Origin of the sequence: Corynebacterium nasorum (assembly GCF_022345765.1) — a bacterium.
Lineage (GTDB): Bacteria > Actinomycetota > Actinomycetes > Mycobacteriales > Mycobacteriaceae > Corynebacterium > Corynebacterium kefirresidentii.
Map to the genome: position 1 here is coordinate 192,111 of NZ_JAKRDR010000003.1, position 21,200 is coordinate 213,310.

The following is a 21,200-nucleotide window of genomic DNA, read 5'->3' on the forward strand; positions in this document are numbered from 1 at the left end:
TTAGGCGGATGCCGCTAGGGAAGCCAGGCCCTTGATACGGTCTGGGCGGAAACCAGACCAGTGCTCACCGTTGGCCTCAACTACTGGGGCCTGAACGTAACCCAATGCCATTACGTAGTCGCGAGCCTCGTCATCGGCCGAGATATCGACGAGGTCGTACTCGAGGCCGGCACGATCGAGGGCCTTCTTGGTGGCGTTGCACTGGACGCACGCTGGCTTGGTGTAAACGGTGATAGACATATAGATCCTTAAAGCTCCTGCATTGAAAACTCGTCAGAACGGGGAGCGTTTCCCGCCTATTCGGGCGCTTCCTGCGCCGCTCTGAACAACATCAACGACACTATACTTTGGGGGAAAGACCCGCAACCAACACAATATGTAGGAGTTACAAGCATGGTATTCCCAGGATGACACACCCCCAGGCCCCACATGTTGACCACACCCAAGGACAGCCATGAAACTACATCAATGAGATTCCTGCGGGTTTACCTGGAATTCACCGTTTTGTGTGTCAAAGTTCACATTTCCGGTGTGGCGCTTCGCTTCAGGAACCGACCGTCGATGACTCCCCGGAGACACAGGTCGACGGCCGCGGCCCCTCCCCTGGGGCGCGCTTCAGGCCAAAAATGACCTGGCTCAGCGCCGTGCGGTCAGCCAGCAGCTTATCGTGCCGAGGAGCCACGCCGCAGACCTCACCAAGGTCGAGGTTCACCACATCGGTGCCGTCGACAGCTACCAGCTGCGAGGAGCTATTCGGGGTTACCGTCGTATCCGCCGGCGAGTAGATGGAGGTGTAGAGCACGCCCGGCGCGGTGTCCGGCAGCGCATTGAGCCTTTGCATAAATTCCGAACCCACCACCTGTTGGATGCCGGCCGTGCTGGCCAAGAAGGCGGCGAGGCGGGGTGCGAAGGCGATGAAATTGGCCAGACCTTCGCCCTGCCCACCCAGCGTGGTGCCGTGGAAGTTGCCGCCTAGAGCCACAGCCCGAGCGACGTGCTCAGCCCCGCCGTACATTTGGGTATAGGTCTTAATATGGGTACCGCCCTGGGAATGGCCTACCAAGTCCACTTTCTCTGCGCCGGTTACCGCTCGGACATAGTCCACGTGCCGCGCTATTTCCTCGGCCGCATCATCCAAATCTGAAATGGCCTTCGTTGAGGGGGAGGCATTCTGCAAAGAAACATCATCCGCTCCATAATCAAAGGCCCATACGCACGCACCCTGATCCTTCAACATCGGAATCAAGCTTTTCCACACACCCGCATTGTTATAGGTGCCATGCAGTAGCACCACCGGCTCAACAATCTGGCCAGAAGGCACACAGGAAGGGTCATTGATCCCAAAGGACTCTGGAACAGAGGATTCCCACTCCGACTGAGAGGCATTAGCAATAGGGGCGGATAGCCCAAGGGCTGCAGCAGCAAGCACAGCAACAATTCGCCGGGACATTATTCTTCTTTCTCACGACACATAACGGCGATTTGATTATATTCATACATATCTCTTTATTCCCCGTGGCCCTGGAGAAAATTATCCCTTGTGCCATAATTCACCCATAAAAAAAATCCGCCCCACTCCGGATAGCCGGAGGGAGCGGATGGAATCGCGAATCAATTAGCCCTGACGAGCCTTGAAACGGGGATCCTTCTTGTTGATCACGAAGACCTTACCGTGGCGGCGAATAACCTGGGCGCCCGGCTTCTTCTTCAGCGACCGAAGGGACTTACGGACCTTCATCGGGCGCTCCTTTCGTTATGCGCAATCTACATGCGGTTGAATAAGTAAAGCACGGACTGGGAATCCCCAGCCATGACACGAGGAAAAATTTTACCTCACACGGCCGTCAATACCAAAACACTAAGGCTTGACGACTGCGGACTCGCGCTCGTAGCGCGACTTCATCTCCTCGCCTACCTCATCCAGGCTACGTCCCATTGTCTCTGGAACCAAAATGCGGGTATAGGCAATGGCGATGAGACCAAAGACTCCAAAGACCATAAACGCCACCGGGCCAGTCAGCCACTCCACTAGCGGCAAGAAGTACTGCGCTACGGCCCAGTTGGTGGCCCACAACGATAGCCCCGCAATGCCCATGCCTAGACCACGTACCTGCAGCGGAACTAGCTCGGAGATAAGCAGCCACGTCGTGGGTGAGACCGCCGCTTGTTGGAAAGCAATAAACAGCGCCATAAATACCAAAGACACCATGGCCATAGCGGTGGAATCCTGGGCGTGGGAATAGGCGAAGGAAAGAATGAATAGCGAGACCACGTTGCCGGTCAGGCCGATAAGCAATAGGCGCTTGCGCCCAATGCGGTCTACTACCTTTAGGCCAACCCAGCAGGCGAGCACAGATACCGTGCCGATAACGATGGACGTGTAGACCGAATTGGCCGTAGAAATCCCCACCTGATTCATCATGGTCGGTGCGAAATACACAATGGCGTTGACACCGGTAATCTGCTGCGTTAGCCCCATCAGCATGGCCAGCAGCACCGTAATCTGCATCCACCGGTTGGCGGCAAGCGCCTTCCACTCAGACCCGCTGGACTTGCGCGCGGTCTCCTGCGAAGTCAGCTCCGAAATATCCATTCCGGCGCGCCCGGCAATTTCTTGGGCACGAGCCATCTTGCCGTTCGTCGCTAGCCATACCGGAGTCTCTGGCAGAAACACCATTCCGAGTGCCAACGCTAGTCCTGGCACGGCGGCCAAGCCCAGCATCCACTCCCAACTGCCAGTAGAGGCCAGCGCGGAGTTGACCAGGTAGGCCATCAACTGGCCCACCACAATCGCCAGGGTATTGAGAGAGACCATGCGCCCGCGCACCTTGGCAGGCACGATCTCCGCGATGTACATGGGCGAAACGATGGATACCGCACCTACAGCAAAGCCCAAGAACGTGCGTGCCGTAGCCAGCATGCCCACCGATCCGGACAGGGCGCACCAGATGGAGCCCAACACGAAAATGATGCCACCCGCAATCAGTGTGAAGCGGCGGCCAAACCTATCGGCGATGCGCCCGGCTGTCAGCGCACCAACAGCCGCCCCCACAAGCAGCATCGAGGTCACCCACCCCTCTTGGTGGGCGCTCATGTCGAATGCGGGGCTAATAAAAAGCAAGGCACCGGACATCACTCCGGTGTCGTATCCAAAAAGCAGCCCGCCGAGGGCCGCTATGCCAGCTACTACCTTGACATAAACATCCTTATTCACAGCACAATATTGTGTCAGGCAGCTACCATGAACGTCATGTCGAACGATGCCGAAAACCTGCAGCAAACCATCATAAAAGCCCTGGGTGTACGCCCCTTTATCGATCCAGAAGCGGAGGTCCAGCGCCGCGTAGATTTCTTGGTTGACTACCTGCGCACCACCGGTGCCAAGGGGTACGTGCTGGGGATTTCGGGCGGCCAGGATTCCACCTTGGCAGGAAAGCTCGCGCAACTGGCGGTTGACCGCGTCGACGGCGCGGAGTTTTGGGCCGTGCGTCTGCCTCACGGTGTGCAGGCTGATGAGGACGATGCCCAGATTGCCCTGGATTTCATCCAGCCCGATCACCGCCCCACCGTCGATATCAAGCCGGCCACCCTCGCCCTCGACGAGCAGGTGGCGGATGCTGTGCAGCTTGCCGACGTCACCGATTTCAACCGCGGCAATACCAAGGCCCGCCTGCGCATGACCGCCCAGTACGCCATCGCCGGCGAGGTCGGCGCCCTCGTCATCGGCACCGATCATGCGGCGGAAAACGTCACCGCTTTCTTCACTAAGTGGGGCGATGGCGCGGCAGACCTCCTCCCCTTGGCCGGGCTCAATAAACGCCAGGGCGCCGCTCTCTTAGAGCACCTCGGCGCCCCGCGCTCTACCTGGGAGAAAATCCCGACCGCGGATCTGGAAGACGATAAGCCCCAGCTTCCCGACGAAGAAGCCCTCGGCGTCACCTACGCCCACATCGATGACTACCTGGAGGGCAAGGCGGTTCCCGACGCCGCCCGCGAACGCATCGAAACCCTATGGCGCCGCGGCGCTCATAAACGCGTCATGCCGCAGGGGCCGAGCCTTTAGGCCAGCGCCTCCAAGGTTGCGGCAGCCGCACGCTCCAGCGGCCGGTTATAGCTTGCACCGTGCGTGAGCGCATGCACCGCTAGTGGATGCAGCTGATGCATAGGAATCCACTTCTCGATATCTTTCGGCGCACCATAGCCCTGGAAAATTTCTTCTAGGTATGGTGCCCCGAAAAGGGCCAGCATTCCCAAATCCGTATGCGGATGCCCGCCGTGGGCAGCGGGGTCAATCATGATGCCGCCATCGGAACCAAAGAGCAGGTTTCCCGCCCACAGGTCACCGTGGATGCGAGCCGGCGCCACATCCCAACTGCGCGCGGCGATGGCATCGCAAGCTCGCCTTACCAAATCCAACTGCGCCGAACTAATCCCAGCCAGTTCCGCAAAAGGCAGCACGCGCTGTTCGACGTAGAACTCACCCCAGTTATCCGTCGGGATGCAGTCTTGCTCGATGCTGCCGATGAAGTTCTTTCCCTCCCATCCGGCAGGAGGTGCGCCAAACGCTTCGACTCCTGCGCGGTGCATGCGAGCCAACTCCGCACCAAACTTCCTCGCCGCCTCCGGCGTGGGCATGACCTCGTCCACGCGCTCGGTAACGATCTCTAGCCCGTCGGCGCTTACTACGTTGACCACCGCATCGGTAGCTTCCCCAAGCCACCGCAATCCTGCCGCCTCGGCGCCAGCTTGATCCGTGTCGCGTACTCGCTTTGAAAAAGTCTGCATGACGCCCAGCCTAATCCGGCAGGGAAATTTTTAAAGCGCCGCGCGCTCCCGCGTGGGCAAACACATCATGAATAGAAGCGCTAACCCACCGAACACGGGGATAAACCCGATCAAGCATAAAAACCCCGTTCTCCCAGAATCGTGCAACCGCCGGAAAATTAAGGAAACGACTGGCATAGCAAGAAATCCTTTTACAACAGGCTTGATATTCACGCCATAATGCTGATCGACGGCGTTAATGGGCACTGAAATCAACACTAGAAAGCCAAATACCCACCAGAACTCACTCACAGACGCTCGACCAAGGAAGTTGAAGTATCGAATAAAGAACCTGCCCACTGCCTGTGCAGGAGACGCCCCGTAGAGCGCATCGCGTGTAAAGAACCCCGTGGATTCGTAAGTCATAACGCGCGGGCCCCTTCGACGTTGGCTGCATATACTCGGCTGCGAACCATGCTACCCACTTCCCATAAAGGATGAGCAATGCAATCAGACGTCATCATCATCGGCGGAGGTTTTGCCGGCACCGCCGCTGCCATCACTTTGGCCCGCGCTAACCGGAATGTTCAGGTTATCGATTCCGGCACTCCCCGCAATCGCTTCAGCGAACATTCCCACGGCGTCCTCGGCCTCGATGGCGTGGCTCCCACCGAGTTGCTCGAACGCGGCCACGCGGAATTGCAGAAATTTGGTGGAAATATTTCCCACGGCACCGTGGAAAGCCTTTCCCGACCTTCCGAGCAGGCCCCGTGGCAAATAAGACTCACCGATGGCACGCTTCTAGAATCCCGCCATGCCCTCGTTGCGACTGGTCTCACAGACAAGCTCCCTGATGTCCCTGGTCTTAGTGATTTATGGGGAACGCGCATTTTTCACTGCCCTTATTGCCACGGCCATGAGGTCAAGGGGAAGAAGGTTGTGCTCATTGGCGGCGCGAATCCGCCTTTTACTATCCGCATTAGCAAACTGCTTTCTAAGTGGACGAGTGCTCTGACCTTCTACACCAACGGCCTTGAGCTCACCGGGCTTGACCGCACCCAGCTCGCCGGATTGGGGGTAGAGATAAACGATGCGAAGGTGACACAAGTCCAGCCGGATCAGGCCTCGCCCACCGGCGTAGAAGTACACAGTGCCGATGGAGCACACATCTACGAAGCATCCTTTACTGGGCCCGATTTTCTGCCCAACGATGCACTGTTACGGGATGCTGGTTGCGAACCGGCCAATGGCTGGGTCAAAGCAGAGCGTGGCCAAACCTCAGTATCGCGCCTATGGGCAGCCGGCAATGTAGTCAGTTCGCCGGATCAGGTCTCCCAAGCGATGGGTAGCGGCGCCGCCGTCGGCATTGCTATCGACCAGTGCATGCTTGATGAGGACTTAGCGAAACTATAGACACCCGAGACAAACAAAAAGGAGAGGAACTAATGTTCCTCTCCTTTATATTGTGGAGCTAACGGGATTCGAACCCGTGACCCCCACACTGCCAGTGTGGTGCGCTACCAGCTGCGCCATAGCCCCTCAAACGAGGTGCAACCTTGTGGGCTGCAACTCGCTTAAATATACATGGAGGGCATTTAACTCTCCAAATCGCCTGCTACTGGGTGACGATTTCTACCCAATCGCCCAGGTTCTTGCCGGCCTTTTGATCCTTTTCGGTTGGAACATCCTTGCCATTTTGAACAATACGCGGCGAAGAGACAGAGCCGGTTTCTTTATCCAGCTTGTCGTAGTTGGTCTTCGCCACCTTATTGCCCTGCTTGATATCCACGTCCTTCATGGAGTCAACAACATCATCTTCCGCGCCAAGCTTCTTGGCTGCTTCTGCGATGTCCGCAATCTCCCAAGAAGAAGCCACCGTTTGCTGGTTTTGCAGCATGTAATCACGCAGGTTCCAGTAGGTCTTAACGTCACCGGACTTAGACAGCTCAGACATCGCGGCTGCCGCCTTAGTGGAGTAGCCTTCTTGGTTTTCAATATCCTTGCCATCCAAGAAGTTGAGGGTGCGCACGTGAACAATCAGCTTGCCATCTTCGATGGCCTTCTTCATGTCACCGTCGGTAGCCTGAGCTAATTCAGCACAGTGAGGACAGGAGAAGTCCTCATACAAATCCACCTCAGGGGTGTCCTTCTTGGCACTGTCAGACTTAAGGGTGATAGCTCCGTCGTTGTATTCCATGGACATATTCACGTCCTGGGCTTCAAGGTCACCGACAGAATCCGTGGACGACTGCTTGCCATTCCACACGATGTAGCCAATGACAACGGCAATGATGACAAGGAGTACGCCGACTCCCCAGATAAAACCGTTGCCACCCTTGGCGTTCGGGTCAGTTACTTTGCTCATTTGAACCTTGCCTTTGAAAATTTTCGGACCAATACAGCCTACCTTGCCCACCTATCAGGGGTGAAGGGCAAACTTAGTGAAAGGGCGTTTAATAGTCCAAACAGTGAGGAATAGATACGCGGCATCGCGCAACAGCGTCTTCGCATAATCCATTCCGCGGTCAGGATTTTGGGCGTCATAGCCAAAGCAGCCGCAGTCAATATCTAGACCGCGGGCCCAAGCCTGCGCGATGCCCACCATAAACAACAGCAGCACGATGGTTGCCACGATGGAGGACCTCCGCAAAAACAACCCGAGAAGCAAGAGCACGCCACCGATAACTTCCAATGGACCAATGACCGTTGCTAGGTAACCAGCCCACTCAGGCGTAAAAATGCCATAGCCCTTGATGGCCTGGGTCATGTCCAGAGTTTTGCCGAGCTTATGCACGCCGGCCTCAATCCACACCCAGGCCATGCCAAAGCGGGCGATGAAGCTAATGACATCGAGCACCAGCTTCCCATTAATCTTGCTACTCACGAGGATGAGTTTAGCGTTAAACCTCTAATACATGGGTAACAACTGCCTGTGCTTCTGCTTGCACCTTTCTGAGATGTTCCTCACCTAGGAAAGACTCCGCATAGATTTTGTATTTATCTTCCGTACCAGAAGGACGCGCGGCAAACCACGCATTCTTTGTCGCCACCTTCAGGCCGCCGATGGCAGCACCGTTGCCGGGAGCCTCGGTTAGTTTGGCCACGATCTCCTCCCCTGCCAGCTCCGTAGCGCTGACTTTTTCGGGAGATAGCTTCTTGAGGATGGCCTTCTGCTCGCGGTTCGCGGGGGCGTCGGTGCGAGCATAGGCTGGGGCACCGAATTTTTCTGCCAGCTCTGCATAGCGCTGGGACGGACTCTTGCCCGTTACCGCGGTGATCTCCGCGGCAAGCAGATCCATAATGATGCCATCTTTATCGGTAGACCATACGGAGCCATCGAAGCGTAGGAAGGAAGCACCGGCCGATTCTTCGCCACCGAAACCAATGGTGCCTTCCACCAGCCCCGGCACAAACCATTTGAAGCCGACGGGAACCTCCACCAGCTCCCGGTCAAGGCTTTCCACCACGCGGTCAATCATGGAGGAGGACACCAAAGTCTTTCCCACACCGGCATTCCCCCACTGCGGACGGTGACTAAAGAGGTACTCGATGGCCACGGCGAGGTAATGATTGGGATTCATCAGGCCAGCATCGGGCGTGACAATGCCATGGCGATCCGCATCGGCGTCATTGCCGGTGGCAAGGTCGAAGCTTGAGCGGGCGTCGATAAGCGAGGCCATGGCATCCGGCGAAGAACAATCCATGCGGATCTTGCCGTCCGTATCCAAGGTCATAAAGCGGAACGTGGAGTCCACCTCAGGGTTGACCACGGTCATATTCAGTCCGTAGTGATCCGCAATGGCCTGCCAATAGTCCACCGAGGCACCACCCATGGGATCGGCGCCGATGCGCAGGCCGGAATCCTTGATGGCCTGCATATCCACCACGTTTTCTAGGTCAGCAACATAGTTTTGTACGTAGTCGTGCTTCACGCAGCGCTCATCCAGCACGCCGTGAACCGAGGTCCGCTTGACCCCCTCCAGCCCGGCGCGCAAGTAGTCGTTGGCGCGCCCTGCAATCCAATCGGTTGCCTGCGCATCGGCCGGGCCGCCGGTTGGCGGGTTGTACTTGAAACCACCATCGCGCGGAGGGTTATGCGAAGGAGTAATCACAATGCCGTCGGTACCGGGGCGGGTCAAAATCGCGTGGGATACCGCCGGGGTCGGGGTATAGCGGCCGCGATCGTCGACGCGAACCTCCAGCTCATTGGCCAGCAGCACCTCGAGGGCGGAGACCATGGCGGGCTCGGATAGCGCATGGGTATCTCGGCCGATAAAAATTGCCCCGGTAACGCCTTGCTCTGCGCGATAGTCCACAATGGCTTGGGTGATCGCCAGGATATGCGCCTCATTGAAAGCGCAGTCGAGTGCGGAACCGCGATGCCCAGAGGTACCAAAGGAGACCTGCTGGTCTGGGTTCTCCGCATCCGGGGTGCGGGTGTAGTAGGCGGTGACCAATTCTGCGATGTCAATGAGGTCCGATGGTTGTGCAAGCGTGCCGGCGCGCTCGTGGGCCATGGCGTACTCCTTGGGGTTGGGGTCCGTATAGCTATAGCTTGCCTTCTCCCCAGTGATTGCGCAGGACGGATGATCCCCCGGCTGGGGGTATGGCCAAATTTACTCCATTTCTATAGTTCGCTAGATTTGCAGAATGGACTCGCTTAATTCCATTCTCTCCGCCATCAGCACCGTGGTCTGGGGACCATTCATCCTCATTCCACTCCTGTTGGGCACGGGCCTGTGGCTGACAATCCGTTTGGGTGGCCTCCAGTTCCGGACGCTAGGGCGTGCGACGCGCCACGTCTTTGCCACAGACTCTGATGATGAGTCCACCGAAGGAGATATTTCCAATTATCAGGCGCTGACCACCGCCCTTGCCGCCACCGTAGGCGTGGGAAATATCGTGGGGGTGGCTACCGCGCTGTCCATTGGTGGCCCCGGCGCGCTGGTATGGATCTGGATTACGGGCCTAGTGGGCATGGCCTCCAAATACACCGAGGCGTACCTCGGAGTGCGTTTTCGCACCACCGATTCCAAGGGCGAGATGTCCGGCGGCCCCCAGCAATATCTCAAGCGCGGCATCCCCGGACCGCTCGGCTCCGTGCTAGCTGTCTTCTTTGCCATCTTCGCAATCTGCGCCTCCTTTGGCATCGGCAACCTCGCCCAAGCCAATGCCGTGGCCACCAATATGGAATCCACTTTCGGCATCGCCCCAGCGGCCACCGGTGCAATCCTGTTCGTCTTGGTAGGCTCCGTACTCCTCGGGGGAATCCAGGCCATCGGCCGCATCACCGCGGCCTTCGTGCCTTTAATGATCATCGTTTATGTTCTTGGTGGACTGTTTGTGATCTTCTCGCACGCTAGCGAGATCCCCGCCGCCTTCGCCATGATTTTCAGCGATGCCTTCACTGGCACGGCCGCCGGTGGCGGCTTCGTAGGCTCGACCATCATGATGGCCATTCAATACGGCGTCGCCCGCGGCATCTTCTCTAATGAATCCGGCATGGGCTCCGCCGCCATCGCCGCGGCGGCCGCCAAAACCCCGCACCCGGCGCGCCAGGGGCTAGTCTCCATGACGCAAACCTTCATTGACACCATCATTGTGGTCACCATTACCGGCTTGGTCATTGTGGTGGGTGGCACCTGGGACATGGGCCGCGACGAGGCCGGAATCATGACGGCTGAGGCCTTCTCTCGTGTACTGCCCGGAGACTGGGGCGGCACCATCGTTTCGCTCTCCATTATTTTCTTCGCCTTTTCCACCATCATGGCCTGGGCTTATTATGGCGAGCGTTCCCTGGAATCCCTGTGCGGCAACAAGGCTTCCATCCCCTACCGCATGTTCTTTGCCTGTCTGCTTTTTGTCGGTTCCGTCTCAGAGCTCGAGCTTGCCTGGACCTTCTCCGATCTGGCCAATGGCCTCATCGCCATCCCGAACCTCATTGGGCTGCTGCTCCTTTCCGGGCTAGTAGCCCGCGAGACTAAGGCTTATCTCGCCTTCGACCCCAAGCTCACTAAGCCGGTAGATGAGGTGCGCGCGTTCGTAGAGTCCCAGGGAATGGACTGGAAGTAACATAGGCCGCATGCCTCAATTCCTCGTCGTGGGTGCTGGCGCCGCGCTCGGCGCGGCTGCTAGATACCTACTCTCCGCAGCGCTCGGCGGCGGGATGATCCCGCTGCTTATCATCAATATTCTCGGCAGCGCGCTCATGGGCTACTTCCGCCCCAGCCCATTCTGGGGCACGGGCGTGCTGGGCGGTTTCACTAGCTTCGCTACCTTCGCTTTCCTGACCTCCGAGGCGCACTGGACCATCGCTCTGGCTTATGTTCTAGCCACCATCGTTGGCTGCGTGGGCGGCTACCTGGCGGGTGACAAGCTGCGATGAATCTTCTTTGCGTCCTTCTCGGCGGCTTCATAGGCGGCAGCCTGCGCTATAGCTTTAACCGACTTTTGCCCGCCCCCTATTGCACCTTCGTGGCGAATATTTTGGGTTCCCTCGCCCTCGGCCTGGCTTATGGTTTCGCCCAGCTTGCCGACGTCCCCCTCATCCACCCCTTCCTCGCCCTCGGCCTTGCAGGTGGCCTGTCCACCTGGTCCACGCTAGCCAAGGAACTAGGAGAAATGATCAAACGCAGGCAATGGTGGCGGCTTAGCAAGTATCTCTTCTGGACCATCGGGCTCGGCATCGTATTAGCTTGGCGCGGCACCATCTGGGCGGCCCGCATTTATCACGGGATTTAAGGGGTAAACTCCCAGCTAACTAGCAGTTACTTTTGGCCCGCTCAGGCCTAATATTTTTCGCGTGAGTTTCCTTTTGAATCTGCCTTTGGCGGATCCCATCAATGGCGTGATCTTTTACGCCATCCTCGCGATTGCGGCCATCATCATTCTCCTCCAACGCAAGGTGTGGCCACTGGTCATCGCCGCCTTGCTGTGCATTATTGCTTGGTTCCTACTCCGTCACTGGCAAGTACCGTGGTACATCTTCCTCGCCGCCTTCGTCCCCGTGGCGGCGCTGATACGCAAGCCCAAGATTGTCACGGTCACCGCCGGAATCTTTTCCCTTTTGGCCACGGTCGGCATCGTCAACATGGAATATCAAACCTATCCAGATATTGCGTCCCTTGACCCGCGCCCTGTGGCAAAGGAAATGAGCTACGAAGAGTTTTCCCACACCAAGTCTGGTGCAGCCATCGTCCATGTGGATCTTCCCGGCACCACCTCCCATTTCGCCGCTCGGCAAGCCACGGCGTATATTCCGCCGGCATACTGGACGGACCACACCTTGCCTGTCATCGTGCTCCTGCACGGCAACCCGGGCGGCCCAGATCAGTGGTTCGGTTCGGGCGAGGCGGCCGAAACTGCAGACCAATTCCAGGCGGCTAACGGGGGCCGCAGCCCCATCGTCATAGCCGTGGACGCCACCGGCTCTGAAACCGCCAACCCCATTTGCGCCGATAGCTCCCAGGCTAAGGTAATGACCTACCTCAGCCAGGACGTACCACAGGCCATTAAACAAAAATTCAAAGTCAACCCGGATCAGCGCACCTGGACGGTGGGCGGATTAAGCTACGGCGGCACCTGCTCCCTACAGATCGCCACCAACCGCCCCGAAGCCTATGGTTCCATCATCGACATTTCCGGCGAGGCTGAGCCCACCATTGGCAACCACGCGGCGACGGTGAAGAAATTCTTCGCCGGGGACGAATTCGCCTTCAATGACCAAGACCCCGCCCACCTGCTCGCCCACAAGCACTTCTCTACCCAGGCCATCTTCATCGCTGGCGATAAGGACACTGCTTCGGTCAATGCTTTGCGCTCGCTTTCCGATGCCGCCCGCGCCGCCGGCATGAAAACCTACTTTGGCACCCGGCCCGGCGGCCACTCCTTCCAGGTGTGGCGCCCAGCCCTGCGCGAATCCTTCGCTTGGGCCGCTAGCCGCGGTGGAATGACCGCTATCAAGGATCCCTTCGATGGAATTGGAGCCCACGATGTCCGTTCTTAAAACCATCCTGACCAGGTTTCCCGTTTCCCTAGCCGTCTTAGTCATTATGTGGGCACTTCACCTAGTGGATTTCCCCACCTCCCACTGGCTGGCGCTGACTACCGCGCACCCCGGTGGCGCCATTATTTTGTCCGTGCTCATCGTGCTCTGGCTCGTTCCCGCTGAATGGCGCTTAGGTTCCTTGCGCACATTGGCGGTAGGAGTTGTCTCCCAGCTCATCAGCGTCCCGCTGTCCATCGTGCTCGCCCGCGGCATTGAGACCGTAGGCCTAAATCGATGGGGCAATGACTTATTGAGCGATACCTTCCTCACCCCTATCGGTTTTATCGCCGGTGCCGCTGGTTTTGCTTCGGCTTTACTCCCCCGCCTATGGCGCCGCCGACTGCGCGTTTCGCTTATCGTGCTTACCGCCACTTTTGTGCTCTACTCCGGCACCATGTCAGATGTTCTCGGCATCGTCGCCGCCATGCTTTCCATTACGGCTGGCCAATTGCTCTTTAAGCCCGAATCCGCGCCGCCTTCCATCAGGGAGCGTCGCGTGCTCCTCGCCGTCGGTATCGCCTGCGTAGCCATTGGCCCTGCCTTCGTGGCACTCGACCCCATGGCCGAAGGTCCGTTCTCCCAAATCACACAGCTCCTGTGGGCACCACACCTTTCGGCTCTGGAGGCCACTCAAGTCTGCGCAGATTCGCTAACTTCTACCAGTTGCACTGCCGCAGTCGATCTCGCCCGTGCCCAAGGCATCGGCGCCTTGGTAGCCAATATCATGCCATTCATCATCCAGCTGGTGGTGTGCTTTGGTCTCATGCGGGGCCGCGTGCTCGCTTGGTGGATGGCGGTTATCACCCAAGTACTGGCCATCGCGTTGCTGACCTACCAGCTTTGGGATGATTCCCGCCTGAGCTACCTCCTGCCCAACCTCGTGCTCGTCATCCTGCCCTGGCTCTTGGCGCTATTCATGCTGCTTATCAATTATTCGCTCTTCCGGATCCGCGAAAACCGCGCATTTTTCACCCGCACTATTGTCTTCGCCATCCTTGCCTCTTCCCTCGGCGCGGGCTTGTGGATCCTTACAGCCTCGTTGCACAACACCGTTCCCCCAGCAAATCTTGCCGACATCCTCGCAGAGACGCCCTTGCGCTTCGTTCCGGCCGTCGTTGCGCTTATCCTTCCCCACCACGTCGCGCCGGCAACGATGTTTTCCTGGTTCATCTACCTATGGGTTGGAAACGCCTTCTGGATCCTGCTGGCAGTCCGGCTCTACCTTGGCTTTTCTCGGCCCGTTGATCCTGCACAAGAATCCGACCGCGACTCGGCCCGCCGCCTGCTCGAATCCGGCACCGGCGATCATCTTTCCTTTATGACGCTGTGGAAATCCAACCGGTACTTCTTCCACGGTGACTCCTATGTGGCCTACCGTGTCTCCAATGGCATTGCGCTCACGCTGGGCGCCCCCGTCGGCCGCGATATCAGCGCCGAATTCGAGCGCTTTGCCTCCGAGCAAGGCTGGGCCGTGGCGTGGTATTCCGTCAATGCGCAGTTCGCGGATGCTCACCCGCAGCTCAAGCGCCTTCAAGTTGCAGAAGAAGCAGTCCTCAACTGCGAATCCGTGGAATTCAAAGGAAAGAAATTCCAAAATGTGCGCACGGCCCGAAACAAAGCCGAGAAGGAAGGAGTTAGTACTCGGTGGACCACGTGGGAGGAGCTAGATATAGCCTCTATCGCCCGCATTAGCGCACTCAGCGAGGACTGGGTTTCCGACAAGGCCCTACCCGAGATGGGCTTTACCCTCGGCGGCTTAGAAGAAATGACGGTGACCGGCACCCGGCTTTTGCTTGCTGAATCCGCCGACGGCACTTTGCATGGTGTGACCAGTTGGATGCCGGTATACGAAAACGGTGCTATTACCGGCTACGTTCTCGACGTCATGCGCCGCAACGAGCACGGCTTTAAGGGAGTAATTGAGCTCCTCATCTCAGAGGCAATGCTCATTGCCCAGTCCGAAGGCCTTGCCTGGATCTCCTTGTCCGGTGCGCCATTGGCTGGACAGCCTGACGAGCCTAACTGGCTCGACGTCGCCCTCAATCGCATTGGGGAAGAAGTCGAACCGCTCTACGGCTTCCGCACCCTCGCGGCCAGCAAGCGCAAATTCCAACCCGAGGAGCACCCGTGGTACCTGTGCTATCACGATGAATTGAAGCTTCCTTCCATCGCGCTGGCCACCATGCACGCCTACCTGCCCGATATGAAGACCAAGGATGCGGTATCGGCAGTCAAGGCATGGATGGCCGCGTAAAAGCATTAAGGCCTCCCCTCAACGTGTGATGAGGGGAGGCCTTAGACTAGGCAGCTAGTCGGCGATTGCTTCCAATGGCGGCGTCTTCGCCGCGCGGTGCGACGGCCATACTGCCGCGATAATGCCGACGAGGGCCGAGCCCACAAGCATAATGAGCACCATCGCCCACGGAATCTGCGCAGAGTCTAGTCCCTCATCGCCGAGGATCTTGATGAAGGACCAGCCCAAGCCGAGCCCAATGAGGATGCCCATCACCGCGCCAAAGAGCGCGATCTGCACGGACTCCAGGGTAATCATCGTGCGGATCTGGCGGCGTTGTGTGCCCACAGCCCGCAACATACCGATCTCCTGGCGGCGCTCGATTACGCCCAAGGTCAAGGTATTGACAATGCCCAACACCGCAATAATGACGGCAAGGGCGAGCAGACCATAAAGGATGGAGAGCATCTGGTCAATAAAGCCTGCAGCTTGGCCCGCATACTCCTCACCGGAATTGACCTGAACCACAACCAGATCCTTGACCGCATCCTCCAGGTTATGGCGCAGTTCTTCCTTGTCATAGCCTTCTTGACCCAAGACGCCCACCATCTGGACGGTAAAGGACTTCTCCGGTGCAACCTTTTCAGCTACCTCCTGCGAGAGCACCATATTCTGCACCACATCGGTGGACTTAAAGATGCCGACCAATTTGGCCTCGGCCTTCTTGTCCTTTTCCGCAGAAGCTACCTTATAGGTCTCTCCTACCTTCCAGCCGTGTTCCTTGGCAAAGTCTTCGGTAGCAATGAATCCCTTATCCAAGTTGGCATCGCCCTCGACCATATCGAGCGCAATCATCGACGACGGATCTCCATCCGCAGTCGTGGTCTGCTGGAATTGCGGACCATAATCCATCGATGCCTGACCATCAACGGTCACCGGAGCCATACCGATGGTGATGGCCTTATCTACGCCCTCAGCCTCAGCCGCACGCTTACCAGTGTCCTTCGGTGTTGGGAATTCACCGGAGCTAGGGCCAGAAAGGAGGTAATCGGAGGTGATGTTCTGCTCCACGGTATCGGCCACGGAGGACTTCATCGTCGCGCCAAGCATGCCAATAGCCGTCACCAAGGCCACGCCTAGGGTCAGGGCAAATGCAGTAGCAGCCGTGCGGCGTGGATTGCGACGCGAGTTCGTCGCCGCCAAAGAACCGATAGCACCGAAAGGCGCACCGATTGCCTTGCCTACCGTCGGCACCAAAGGCAACGACAAAGCTGGGCCGGCTAGGAAGAATCCCACGATAACACCGAATGCGCCGACGCCGACGAGGATGGCGCGGACGTTCGTCTCGCCGTCGGAAAGCACGCCTGCCAACGCCGCAACAATACCCACCAGCAAGATAATGGCACCGAAAATCGTGCGTACCTTCAGGGAAGCTCCGGAAGCAGATTCGGTAGTGCGCATTGCCTCAACCGGCTGCACGCGGCCCGCGCGCCGTGCCGGCGCCCACGCGGATACAACCGTCACGATAGTGCCCAAAATAATTGGAACTACGATGGCCGAAACGCTCAGGCCCAAACCACCATCAAGAGGCATTCCCTGCGCGCTCATGACTGCTTTAATGATTGCGACCAAACCCATACCGGCAACCACGCCAACTATGGACCCCAGAACACCAACAATGGCGGACTCCACCACCACCGAGTTTGTGATCTGGCGACGGGAAGCACCCAGCGCACGTAAGAGAGCAAACTCCTTGGTGCGCTGCGCGACAATCATCGAGAAAGTATTCGCAATGATGAAGGTGCCCACCAGCAGCGCAATAAGGCCGAACGCGATGAGGAAGTAATTGATGAACTTCAAAGCAGAAGACATCATCTCCGAGGTCTCTTCAGCCAAGCGCTCACCCGACTCCGCCTTGACTTCATACTTCTCATTCAGGTGATCTACCAAGGCATTCGCATCCACTCCATCGGCTGCTGAAACCTTGAGCTGGCTCGGCTCACCGTAGCGCTCCAGGTAATCCTTTTCAGCCATGCTCAGCACGATGCTCTCGCCCTGGTCGACCGCGGGCTCCGAGATGCCAGAAACCGTCACCGTATCCTGCTCATCAGGGTGAACCACAGTCAGCTTCTGGCCCACGGAAATGTCATATTTGTCGGCTGCGGAGGAATTGACAAGGACTTCGTCCTTACCGCTCGGCTCCTCGCCCTCCTTTAGCTTATCGGCACCGCCAACGACCTTATCCTCTGGATAAAACGGGACAACGCTGGCCGTACCGCCCTGAGTCTGATAGGCCTCCGAGTTCTCATTGGCTGCGACGACGGTCTCCGAATCCGCAATATTGATGTTCTTGACATCTTCATCATCGGCCAACTTCTGGCGAAGCTTTTCATCCAGCTTCGCGCCATTGTCGTCCTTCTGGCTCACCACCGCATCCACGCCACGAAATTCATTATCCACGGCGGAGTCAAAAGTAGACTTCAGCGAATTGGTGAACATAAACGAGCCGGCAATAAACGCTGTGCCCAAGACCACCGCGAGAATTGTCAGCCCAAGGCGCAACTTATGCGCCACGATATTGCGCAGGGACACCCTGCGCATTGCATTTCCGCGTGCCATTTAGCCCTCAATCTCCGCCATTACCTGGTGAATGGCCTCCATCGTCGGATTGTGCAACTCGTTGACAAGCTTGCCGTCAGCAAGGAAAACCACTCGGTCCGCGTACGACGCTGCCTTCGCATCGTGCGTCACGATGACCACGGTTTGGTCATCCTTGTCCACTGCCGTGCGCAAAATATCGAGCACCTCGGCCGAAGAATTGGAGTCCAGGTTGCCGGTTGGCTCATCGCCGAAGATAATTTCCGGACGGGAAACCAGCGCGCGGGCACAGGCCACGCGCTGCTGCTGACCGCCTGATAGCTCAGCCGGTCGGTGCTCCAAGCGCTCTGCCAAGCCTAGACGGCGAGTTACCTCTTCGAACCACTGCTTATCGACGTCCTTACTCGCAATGTCGGTCGGCAACGTGATGTTTTCCGCGGCAGTCAGCGTAGGAACAAGGTTAAAGGACTGGAAAATAAAGCCCAGCCGATCACGGCGCAGCGCCGTAATGTCCTTGTCGTTGAGCGCCGACATATCGGTATCGCCGATAAACGCCGAACCGGAAGTCGCGGAATCCAAACCAGCCATAGTGTGCATTAGCGTCGACTTACCGGAGCCCGATGGGCCCATGATCGCAGTGAATTCGCTCTTGCCGAACTCAATGGAAACATGATCCAGGGCCACAACGGCTGTGTCATCGCTTCCGTATTGCTTGAACAAGTCAACGGCGCGAGCCGCAGCATCAGTCATGAAACAAATTCTCCTTGTAAATGGGAAATTACCTCTTATAGTTTAGCTACCATGAACGACGGCCAGCATCATCCCAGAGGAGGAAAACGGCACACTAAGGCATGGCGCGATCGTTCACTCACCTGAGCTTGAAGTTACCCTCGTTTCCACCTCGACCGGGGTTCGGTATCCCAAGCTTTGGTGGAACCTAGTCTCGTTTCACCCTGATACTGTCAGGTTAAACTACACTGACCCGTCCAATTTGAACAAAGAAGATTTGTTTTACATCTTGATGATGTCTGAACACGGGGTCGTCGATCCGCAAGTAATCATGGCTAGACAAATTCAATGAGGCCTAAGTTCGCGCAAAGCCGATGGCACGCCTGCGGTGCTTCCTTCCCTTCATCACCCAGAAACAGCATTTTCAGCCATATCTGCTGTACGCGGCGAACGCGCCGCAGGCAAGGACGATGCAGCAGCTGCGACTACCAACGCAGCTGCCAAGGCAACCGCCGCAACACCAGGATGAGCAGAAAGTGCCGCGAAAAGAATCATTCCAAGCGGGGTACCTGCGGTAAAGACGAGCTGATCCTTTGTGGCGAACTGGTGCACCATACCATCATCTCCCAAAGACTGCCCGAGAGAATCCCACGCAATACCTGATGCTGTCATTAGCAAGGACGCGGCAGCACCAACTGCTGCGATGAGCACGAAGGCAGGGGTGAATGCCAAAGCCAGGAGCTGTCCAGCCAGAAGTATCAACATTAACATTTGCAAGGTGCTAAAACGCACCCGATCTAATGCCTTCAGAATTGTTGCGGCTGAGCCAAGCAGCGAGCCAATCGCAAGAGCAGTTGCCATAAAACCCCAGGACTTTTCGTCGAAGGTATTCATAATCCACGTAGGGCCTGCACTTCCCAGGAAGCCATTGACAACTGCCGCGACCAACCAGGTACCGAGTCCTACCCGTACCCAGCTAGGGAGCATCGGGGTAGAAGGAGTTTTATTCTGAGTCGAAGACCCTGCGCTTTCTGGTTCTGATTCAGCAGGTACGCCATTGGAGCTTTCAACTGCTGGTTCTCTACGCACTGAGAGAAACGGAAAAACAAAGAACATGGCCACTAGGAAAGTGGCGCCGTCGATAAGCAATACCGTGTTAAATCCCAAGGTGAGCACTGCCGCTGTACCGATGAGGGGGCCAGCGATAAACAGCACATCACCGAGCATCGACAGGGATCCATTGACACGGGTGCGCTGTTCACCGGAAAATAGCTGGGACAAAAGGCTAAACCTTGCTGGCCCAAAGAATGATGAGGCACAACCGTACGCACCACTTGAGAACGCGAACGCAGCGATGGAATCGCCCCGAGTAACCACCCACGCTACAAGTCCCCACTGTGCCAACATCCGAACGACATCGCTACCCAGCATCCAGGTCAATGGCCGGTGAGGGGGTGGCAGCTTTCGGACTACTAAAGAACTAACGAAGCGGCCCGCCCATAGTGAGATAAGCACCACCGTCAAGCCGCGGCCCGACGAATCTACACGGTGTGCCTGAAGCGCAAAAGCGATGGGAATGAGACCGTCACCCAACCCGGAAACGACAGCAGCTGCGAAGACGAGCGAAAACGAAGATTTAAAAGAAAGTCTATTCATCAGAACAACTCTGTATCATCCATAACCGGTGTAAACAAAAGTCCTTCCTCAAACCCAAACTGCCAAAAAGAGAAAAGTTGATCGATTGAAAGACCAAGCTTAGCAGTGATATCATTAGGCGTTTGTCTGGGAGAACAGATAAGCGCATCAAGAACTGGTTCGAGAATAGGGTCGAGCGCGAGAGGCTTCGCTCCTAGATCAATCCGCACTCTTCCGTCGACTGCCGACCATGTTCTATTCCTCAGTGCCAATCTAGCTGCAGTATCTGATGCAACTGGCGCATCAAGAGAATACGGAAGACCATTCCCTATCCCCTTTGACCATTCCAAAGTGTCCGCACTGTCAAATGCAATTGTTAGGTGCATCGTTAGATCACCTAGCCCACTGACGTCATGCTCGAATCCCCTAGGGTAGAAGGCCATATCCCCTGGAGCATAGGTCACAGAGCTAGGATACGATTCCATATTCCCGGAGTGATTCCACTGCTTGCGTCCCGCTATTTGACATAGCACAAAAGGATGATCGTCAGCGTGCATATTAAACGCCGATTCCTGAGGGGCCTGACCCCCGGAAAGTAGACACGGCGGGGGTCAGGCCCGTTCGAGTGGGTGTCGTGGTGGAACGAGACAAGGCTCCACCAAAGCTTGAGATACCGAACCCCAGTCGAGGTCGAAACTGAATTCTGGAAGCAGAACCCGCCACAGGAAGTAATAAAGATCAAGGCAAATGCCTAGGAACAAGACGCGGGGCACTTCAAGCTGCAGCTTCAGAAGACGCAGTGCTCTGATATAAAGCCGACCGGACTACTCCCCAGCTGCAAAGACAGCTTCCGGCGCCCGCGCGTTGTTGGGGAACCGGCGTCAGAAAGTTTGTCTGTCTATTCTCCCCTTAGTAGCCCCAATGAAACACGCTGGGTGGCTCCTCAAAGAGAACCAGTACCACCCAACACGCTTTGAAATTGCCGCCTTCCACCAGCTGGGAGGGCTGGTAAAACGCAAAAAGAAGAGGGCGGTGGTATACCGTCCTCTTCTTCTTTGTTGTATTTTGTTGTGTTTGTTGTTTGGTGTCGGCGGTGACTTACTCTCCCACAACCTCCCGGTTGCAGTACCATCAGCGTGTGCAGGCTTAGCTTCCGGGTTCGGAATGGGACCGGGCGTTTCCCTGCAGCTATTG

Annotated in this window: 19 protein-coding genes, 1 tRNA gene and 1 rRNA gene; 7 read left to right on the top strand and 14 right to left on the bottom strand. The window is 57.1% G+C overall.

What is annotated here, in order from left to right; genetic code table 11:
• From nrdH to MHK04_RS04245, 4 genes are all read right to left on the bottom strand, one after another.
• A complete protein-coding gene (gene nrdH / locus MHK04_RS04230) occupies positions 1-240 on the bottom strand; it encodes a glutaredoxin-like protein NrdH (RefSeq protein WP_023020850.1) in 240 nt (79 codons plus the stop codon).
• Between the two features lie 304 nt (positions 241-544).
• Positions 545-1,450, bottom strand: a complete 906-nt coding sequence (locus tag MHK04_RS04235; RefSeq protein ID WP_239207951.1) for an esterase/lipase family protein — start codon at positions 1,448-1,450, stop codon at positions 545-547.
• A gap of 165 nt (positions 1,451-1,615) precedes the next feature.
• Positions 1,616-1,738 carry a type B 50S ribosomal protein L36 gene (gene ykgO / locus MHK04_RS04240; protein WP_003847162.1) on the bottom strand — a complete coding sequence of 41 codons (123 nt, stop codon included), beginning with the start codon at positions 1,736-1,738 and terminating at the stop codon, positions 1,616-1,618.
• Positions 1,739-1,858: 120 nt separating this feature from the next.
• Positions 1,859-3,214: a sugar porter family MFS transporter gene (locus MHK04_RS04245; RefSeq protein ID WP_239207952.1), complete on the bottom strand. Its 1,356-nt coding sequence runs from the start codon at positions 3,212-3,214 to the stop codon at positions 1,859-1,861.
• Between the two features lie 27 nt (positions 3,215-3,241).
• Here MHK04_RS04245 and nadE point away from each other — a divergent pair, with 27 nt between their 5' ends.
• The gene (nadE, locus tag MHK04_RS04250; RefSeq protein ID WP_239207953.1) at positions 3,242-4,063 is read left to right on the top strand and encodes an NAD(+) synthase; all 822 of its coding nucleotides are present in this window, start codon (positions 3,242-3,244) and stop codon (positions 4,061-4,063) included.
• On the opposite strand, the gene MHK04_RS04255 is transcribed toward nadE, so the two are convergent.
• The gene (locus tag MHK04_RS04255) at positions 4,060-4,785 is read right to left on the bottom strand and encodes a fructosamine kinase family protein (protein WP_023020846.1); all 726 of its coding nucleotides are present in this window, start codon (positions 4,783-4,785) and stop codon (positions 4,060-4,062) included. The genes nadE and MHK04_RS04255 overlap by 4 nt on opposite strands.
• A 30-nt stretch (positions 4,786-4,815) precedes the next feature.
• On the bottom strand, positions 4,816-5,190 hold the full coding sequence (locus MHK04_RS04260) for a DUF805 domain-containing protein (RefSeq protein ID WP_239204903.1): 375 nt from the start codon (positions 5,188-5,190) through the stop codon (positions 4,816-4,818).
• Positions 5,191-5,268: 78 nt separating this feature from the next.
• Here MHK04_RS04260 and MHK04_RS04265 point away from each other — a divergent pair, with 78 nt between their 5' ends.
• Positions 5,269-6,177 carry an NAD(P)/FAD-dependent oxidoreductase gene (locus tag MHK04_RS04265; RefSeq protein WP_239207954.1) on the top strand — a complete coding sequence of 303 codons (909 nt, stop codon included), beginning with the start codon at positions 5,269-5,271 and terminating at the stop codon, positions 6,175-6,177.
• Between the two features lie 53 nt (positions 6,178-6,230).
• On the opposite strand, the gene MHK04_RS04270 is transcribed toward MHK04_RS04265, so the two are convergent.
• The 4 genes from MHK04_RS04270 to pgm form a co-directional block, all read right to left on the bottom strand.
• Positions 6,231-6,303: transfer RNA gene (locus tag MHK04_RS04270), tRNA-Ala, on the bottom strand.
• Between the two features lie 76 nt (positions 6,304-6,379).
• Positions 6,380-7,129 (bottom strand): DsbA family protein, encoded by a 750-nt coding sequence (locus MHK04_RS04275; protein WP_239207955.1) that lies wholly within the window; start codon positions 7,127-7,129, stop codon positions 6,380-6,382.
• A gap of 54 nt (positions 7,130-7,183) precedes the next feature.
• A complete protein-coding gene (locus tag MHK04_RS04280; protein WP_239204897.1) occupies positions 7,184-7,648 on the bottom strand; it encodes a MauE/DoxX family redox-associated membrane protein in 465 nt (154 codons plus the stop codon).
• A 16-nt stretch (positions 7,649-7,664) separates the two neighbouring features.
• Entirely contained in the window at positions 7,665-9,281 is a 1,617-nt protein-coding gene (gene pgm / locus MHK04_RS04285) for a phosphoglucomutase (alpha-D-glucose-1,6-bisphosphate-dependent) (protein WP_239207956.1), read from the bottom strand.
• A 133-nt stretch (positions 9,282-9,414) separates the two neighbouring features.
• Between pgm and MHK04_RS04290 the strand changes: the two genes are divergently transcribed.
• From MHK04_RS04290 to MHK04_RS04310, 5 genes are all read left to right on the top strand, one after another.
• Positions 9,415-10,836 carry an alanine/glycine:cation symporter family protein gene (locus tag MHK04_RS04290; RefSeq protein WP_239207957.1) on the top strand — a complete coding sequence of 474 codons (1,422 nt, stop codon included), beginning with the start codon at positions 9,415-9,417 and terminating at the stop codon, positions 10,834-10,836.
• Between the two features lie 10 nt (positions 10,837-10,846).
• Positions 10,847-11,149 (top strand): fluoride efflux transporter family protein, encoded by a 303-nt coding sequence (locus tag MHK04_RS04295; protein ID WP_239207958.1) that lies wholly within the window; start codon positions 10,847-10,849, stop codon positions 11,147-11,149.
• Entirely contained in the window at positions 11,146-11,505 is a 360-nt protein-coding gene (locus MHK04_RS04300) for a fluoride efflux transporter FluC (protein ID WP_239207959.1), read from the top strand. Before MHK04_RS04295 ends, MHK04_RS04300 begins: the two co-directional genes overlap by 4 nt.
• Before the next feature lie 61 nt (positions 11,506-11,566).
• Positions 11,567-12,769 (top strand): alpha/beta hydrolase, encoded by a 1,203-nt coding sequence (locus MHK04_RS04305; RefSeq protein WP_239207960.1) that lies wholly within the window; start codon positions 11,567-11,569, stop codon positions 12,767-12,769.
• Positions 12,756-15,065 (top strand): MprF family protein, encoded by a 2,310-nt coding sequence (locus MHK04_RS04310; protein WP_239207961.1) that lies wholly within the window; start codon positions 12,756-12,758, stop codon positions 15,063-15,065. Before MHK04_RS04305 ends, MHK04_RS04310 begins: the two co-directional genes overlap by 14 nt.
• 54 nt (positions 15,066-15,119) lie before the next feature.
• Here MHK04_RS04310 and MHK04_RS04315 read toward each other — a convergent pair whose 3' ends face one another.
• The 4 genes from MHK04_RS04315 to rrf all read right to left on the bottom strand — a co-directional run.
• A complete protein-coding gene (locus MHK04_RS04315) occupies positions 15,120-17,663 on the bottom strand; it encodes an ABC transporter permease (protein ID WP_239207962.1) in 2,544 nt (847 codons plus the stop codon).
• Positions 17,664-18,392 (bottom strand): ABC transporter ATP-binding protein, encoded by a 729-nt coding sequence (locus tag MHK04_RS04320; protein ID WP_239207963.1) that lies wholly within the window; start codon positions 18,390-18,392, stop codon positions 17,664-17,666.
• Positions 18,393-18,776: 384 nt separating this feature from the next.
• A complete protein-coding gene (locus MHK04_RS04325; protein ID WP_239207964.1) occupies positions 18,777-20,027 on the bottom strand; it encodes an MFS transporter in 1,251 nt (416 codons plus the stop codon).
• 1,064 nt (positions 20,028-21,091) lie between these two features.
• Positions 21,092-21,200: ribosomal RNA gene (gene rrf / locus MHK04_RS04330) — 5S ribosomal RNA — on the bottom strand; the annotation flags it as partial.

Excerpts from the sequence above, each read along its gene's own strand:
- nrdH (WP_023020850.1), bottom strand. The coding sequence starts at position 240 with ATGTCTATCACCGTTTACACCAAGCCAGCGTGCGTCCAGTGCAACGCC.
- MHK04_RS04235 (WP_239207951.1), bottom strand. The coding sequence starts at position 1,450 with ATGTCCCGGCGAATTGTTGCTGTGCTTGCTGCTGCAGCCCTTGGGCTA.
- ykgO (WP_003847162.1), bottom strand. The coding sequence starts at position 1,738 with ATGAAGGTCCGTAAGTCCCTTCGGTCGCTGAAGAAGAAGCCGGGCGCC.
- nadE (WP_239207953.1), top strand. The coding sequence starts at position 3,242 with ATGAACGTCATGTCGAACGATGCCGAAAACCTGCAGCAAACCATCATA.
- MHK04_RS04255 (WP_023020846.1), bottom strand. The coding sequence starts at position 4,785 with ATGCAGACTTTTTCAAAGCGAGTACGCGACACGGATCAAGCTGGCGCC.
- MHK04_RS04260 (WP_239204903.1), bottom strand. The coding sequence starts at position 5,190 with ATGACTTACGAATCCACGGGGTTCTTTACACGCGATGCGCTCTACGGG.
- MHK04_RS04265 (WP_239207954.1), top strand. The coding sequence starts at position 5,269 with ATGCAATCAGACGTCATCATCATCGGCGGAGGTTTTGCCGGCACCGCC.
- MHK04_RS04275 (WP_239207955.1), bottom strand. The coding sequence starts at position 7,129 with ATGAGCAAAGTAACTGACCCGAACGCCAAGGGTGGCAACGGTTTTATC.
- pgm (WP_239207956.1), bottom strand. The coding sequence starts at position 9,281 with ATGGCCCACGAGCGCGCCGGCACGCTTGCACAACCATCGGACCTCATT.
- MHK04_RS04290 (WP_239207957.1), top strand. The coding sequence starts at position 9,415 with ATGGACTCGCTTAATTCCATTCTCTCCGCCATCAGCACCGTGGTCTGG.
- MHK04_RS04295 (WP_239207958.1), top strand. The coding sequence starts at position 10,847 with ATGCCTCAATTCCTCGTCGTGGGTGCTGGCGCCGCGCTCGGCGCGGCT.
- MHK04_RS04300 (WP_239207959.1), top strand. The coding sequence starts at position 11,146 with ATGAATCTTCTTTGCGTCCTTCTCGGCGGCTTCATAGGCGGCAGCCTG.
- MHK04_RS04310 (WP_239207961.1), top strand. The coding sequence starts at position 12,756 with ATGTCCGTTCTTAAAACCATCCTGACCAGGTTTCCCGTTTCCCTAGCC.
- MHK04_RS04315 (WP_239207962.1), bottom strand. The coding sequence starts at position 17,663 with ATGGCACGCGGAAATGCAATGCGCAGGGTGTCCCTGCGCAATATCGTG.
- MHK04_RS04320 (WP_239207963.1), bottom strand. The coding sequence starts at position 18,392 with ATGACTGATGCTGCGGCTCGCGCCGTTGACTTGTTCAAGCAATACGGA.
- MHK04_RS04325 (WP_239207964.1), bottom strand. The coding sequence starts at position 20,027 with ATGAATAGACTTTCTTTTAAATCTTCGTTTTCGCTCGTCTTCGCAGCT.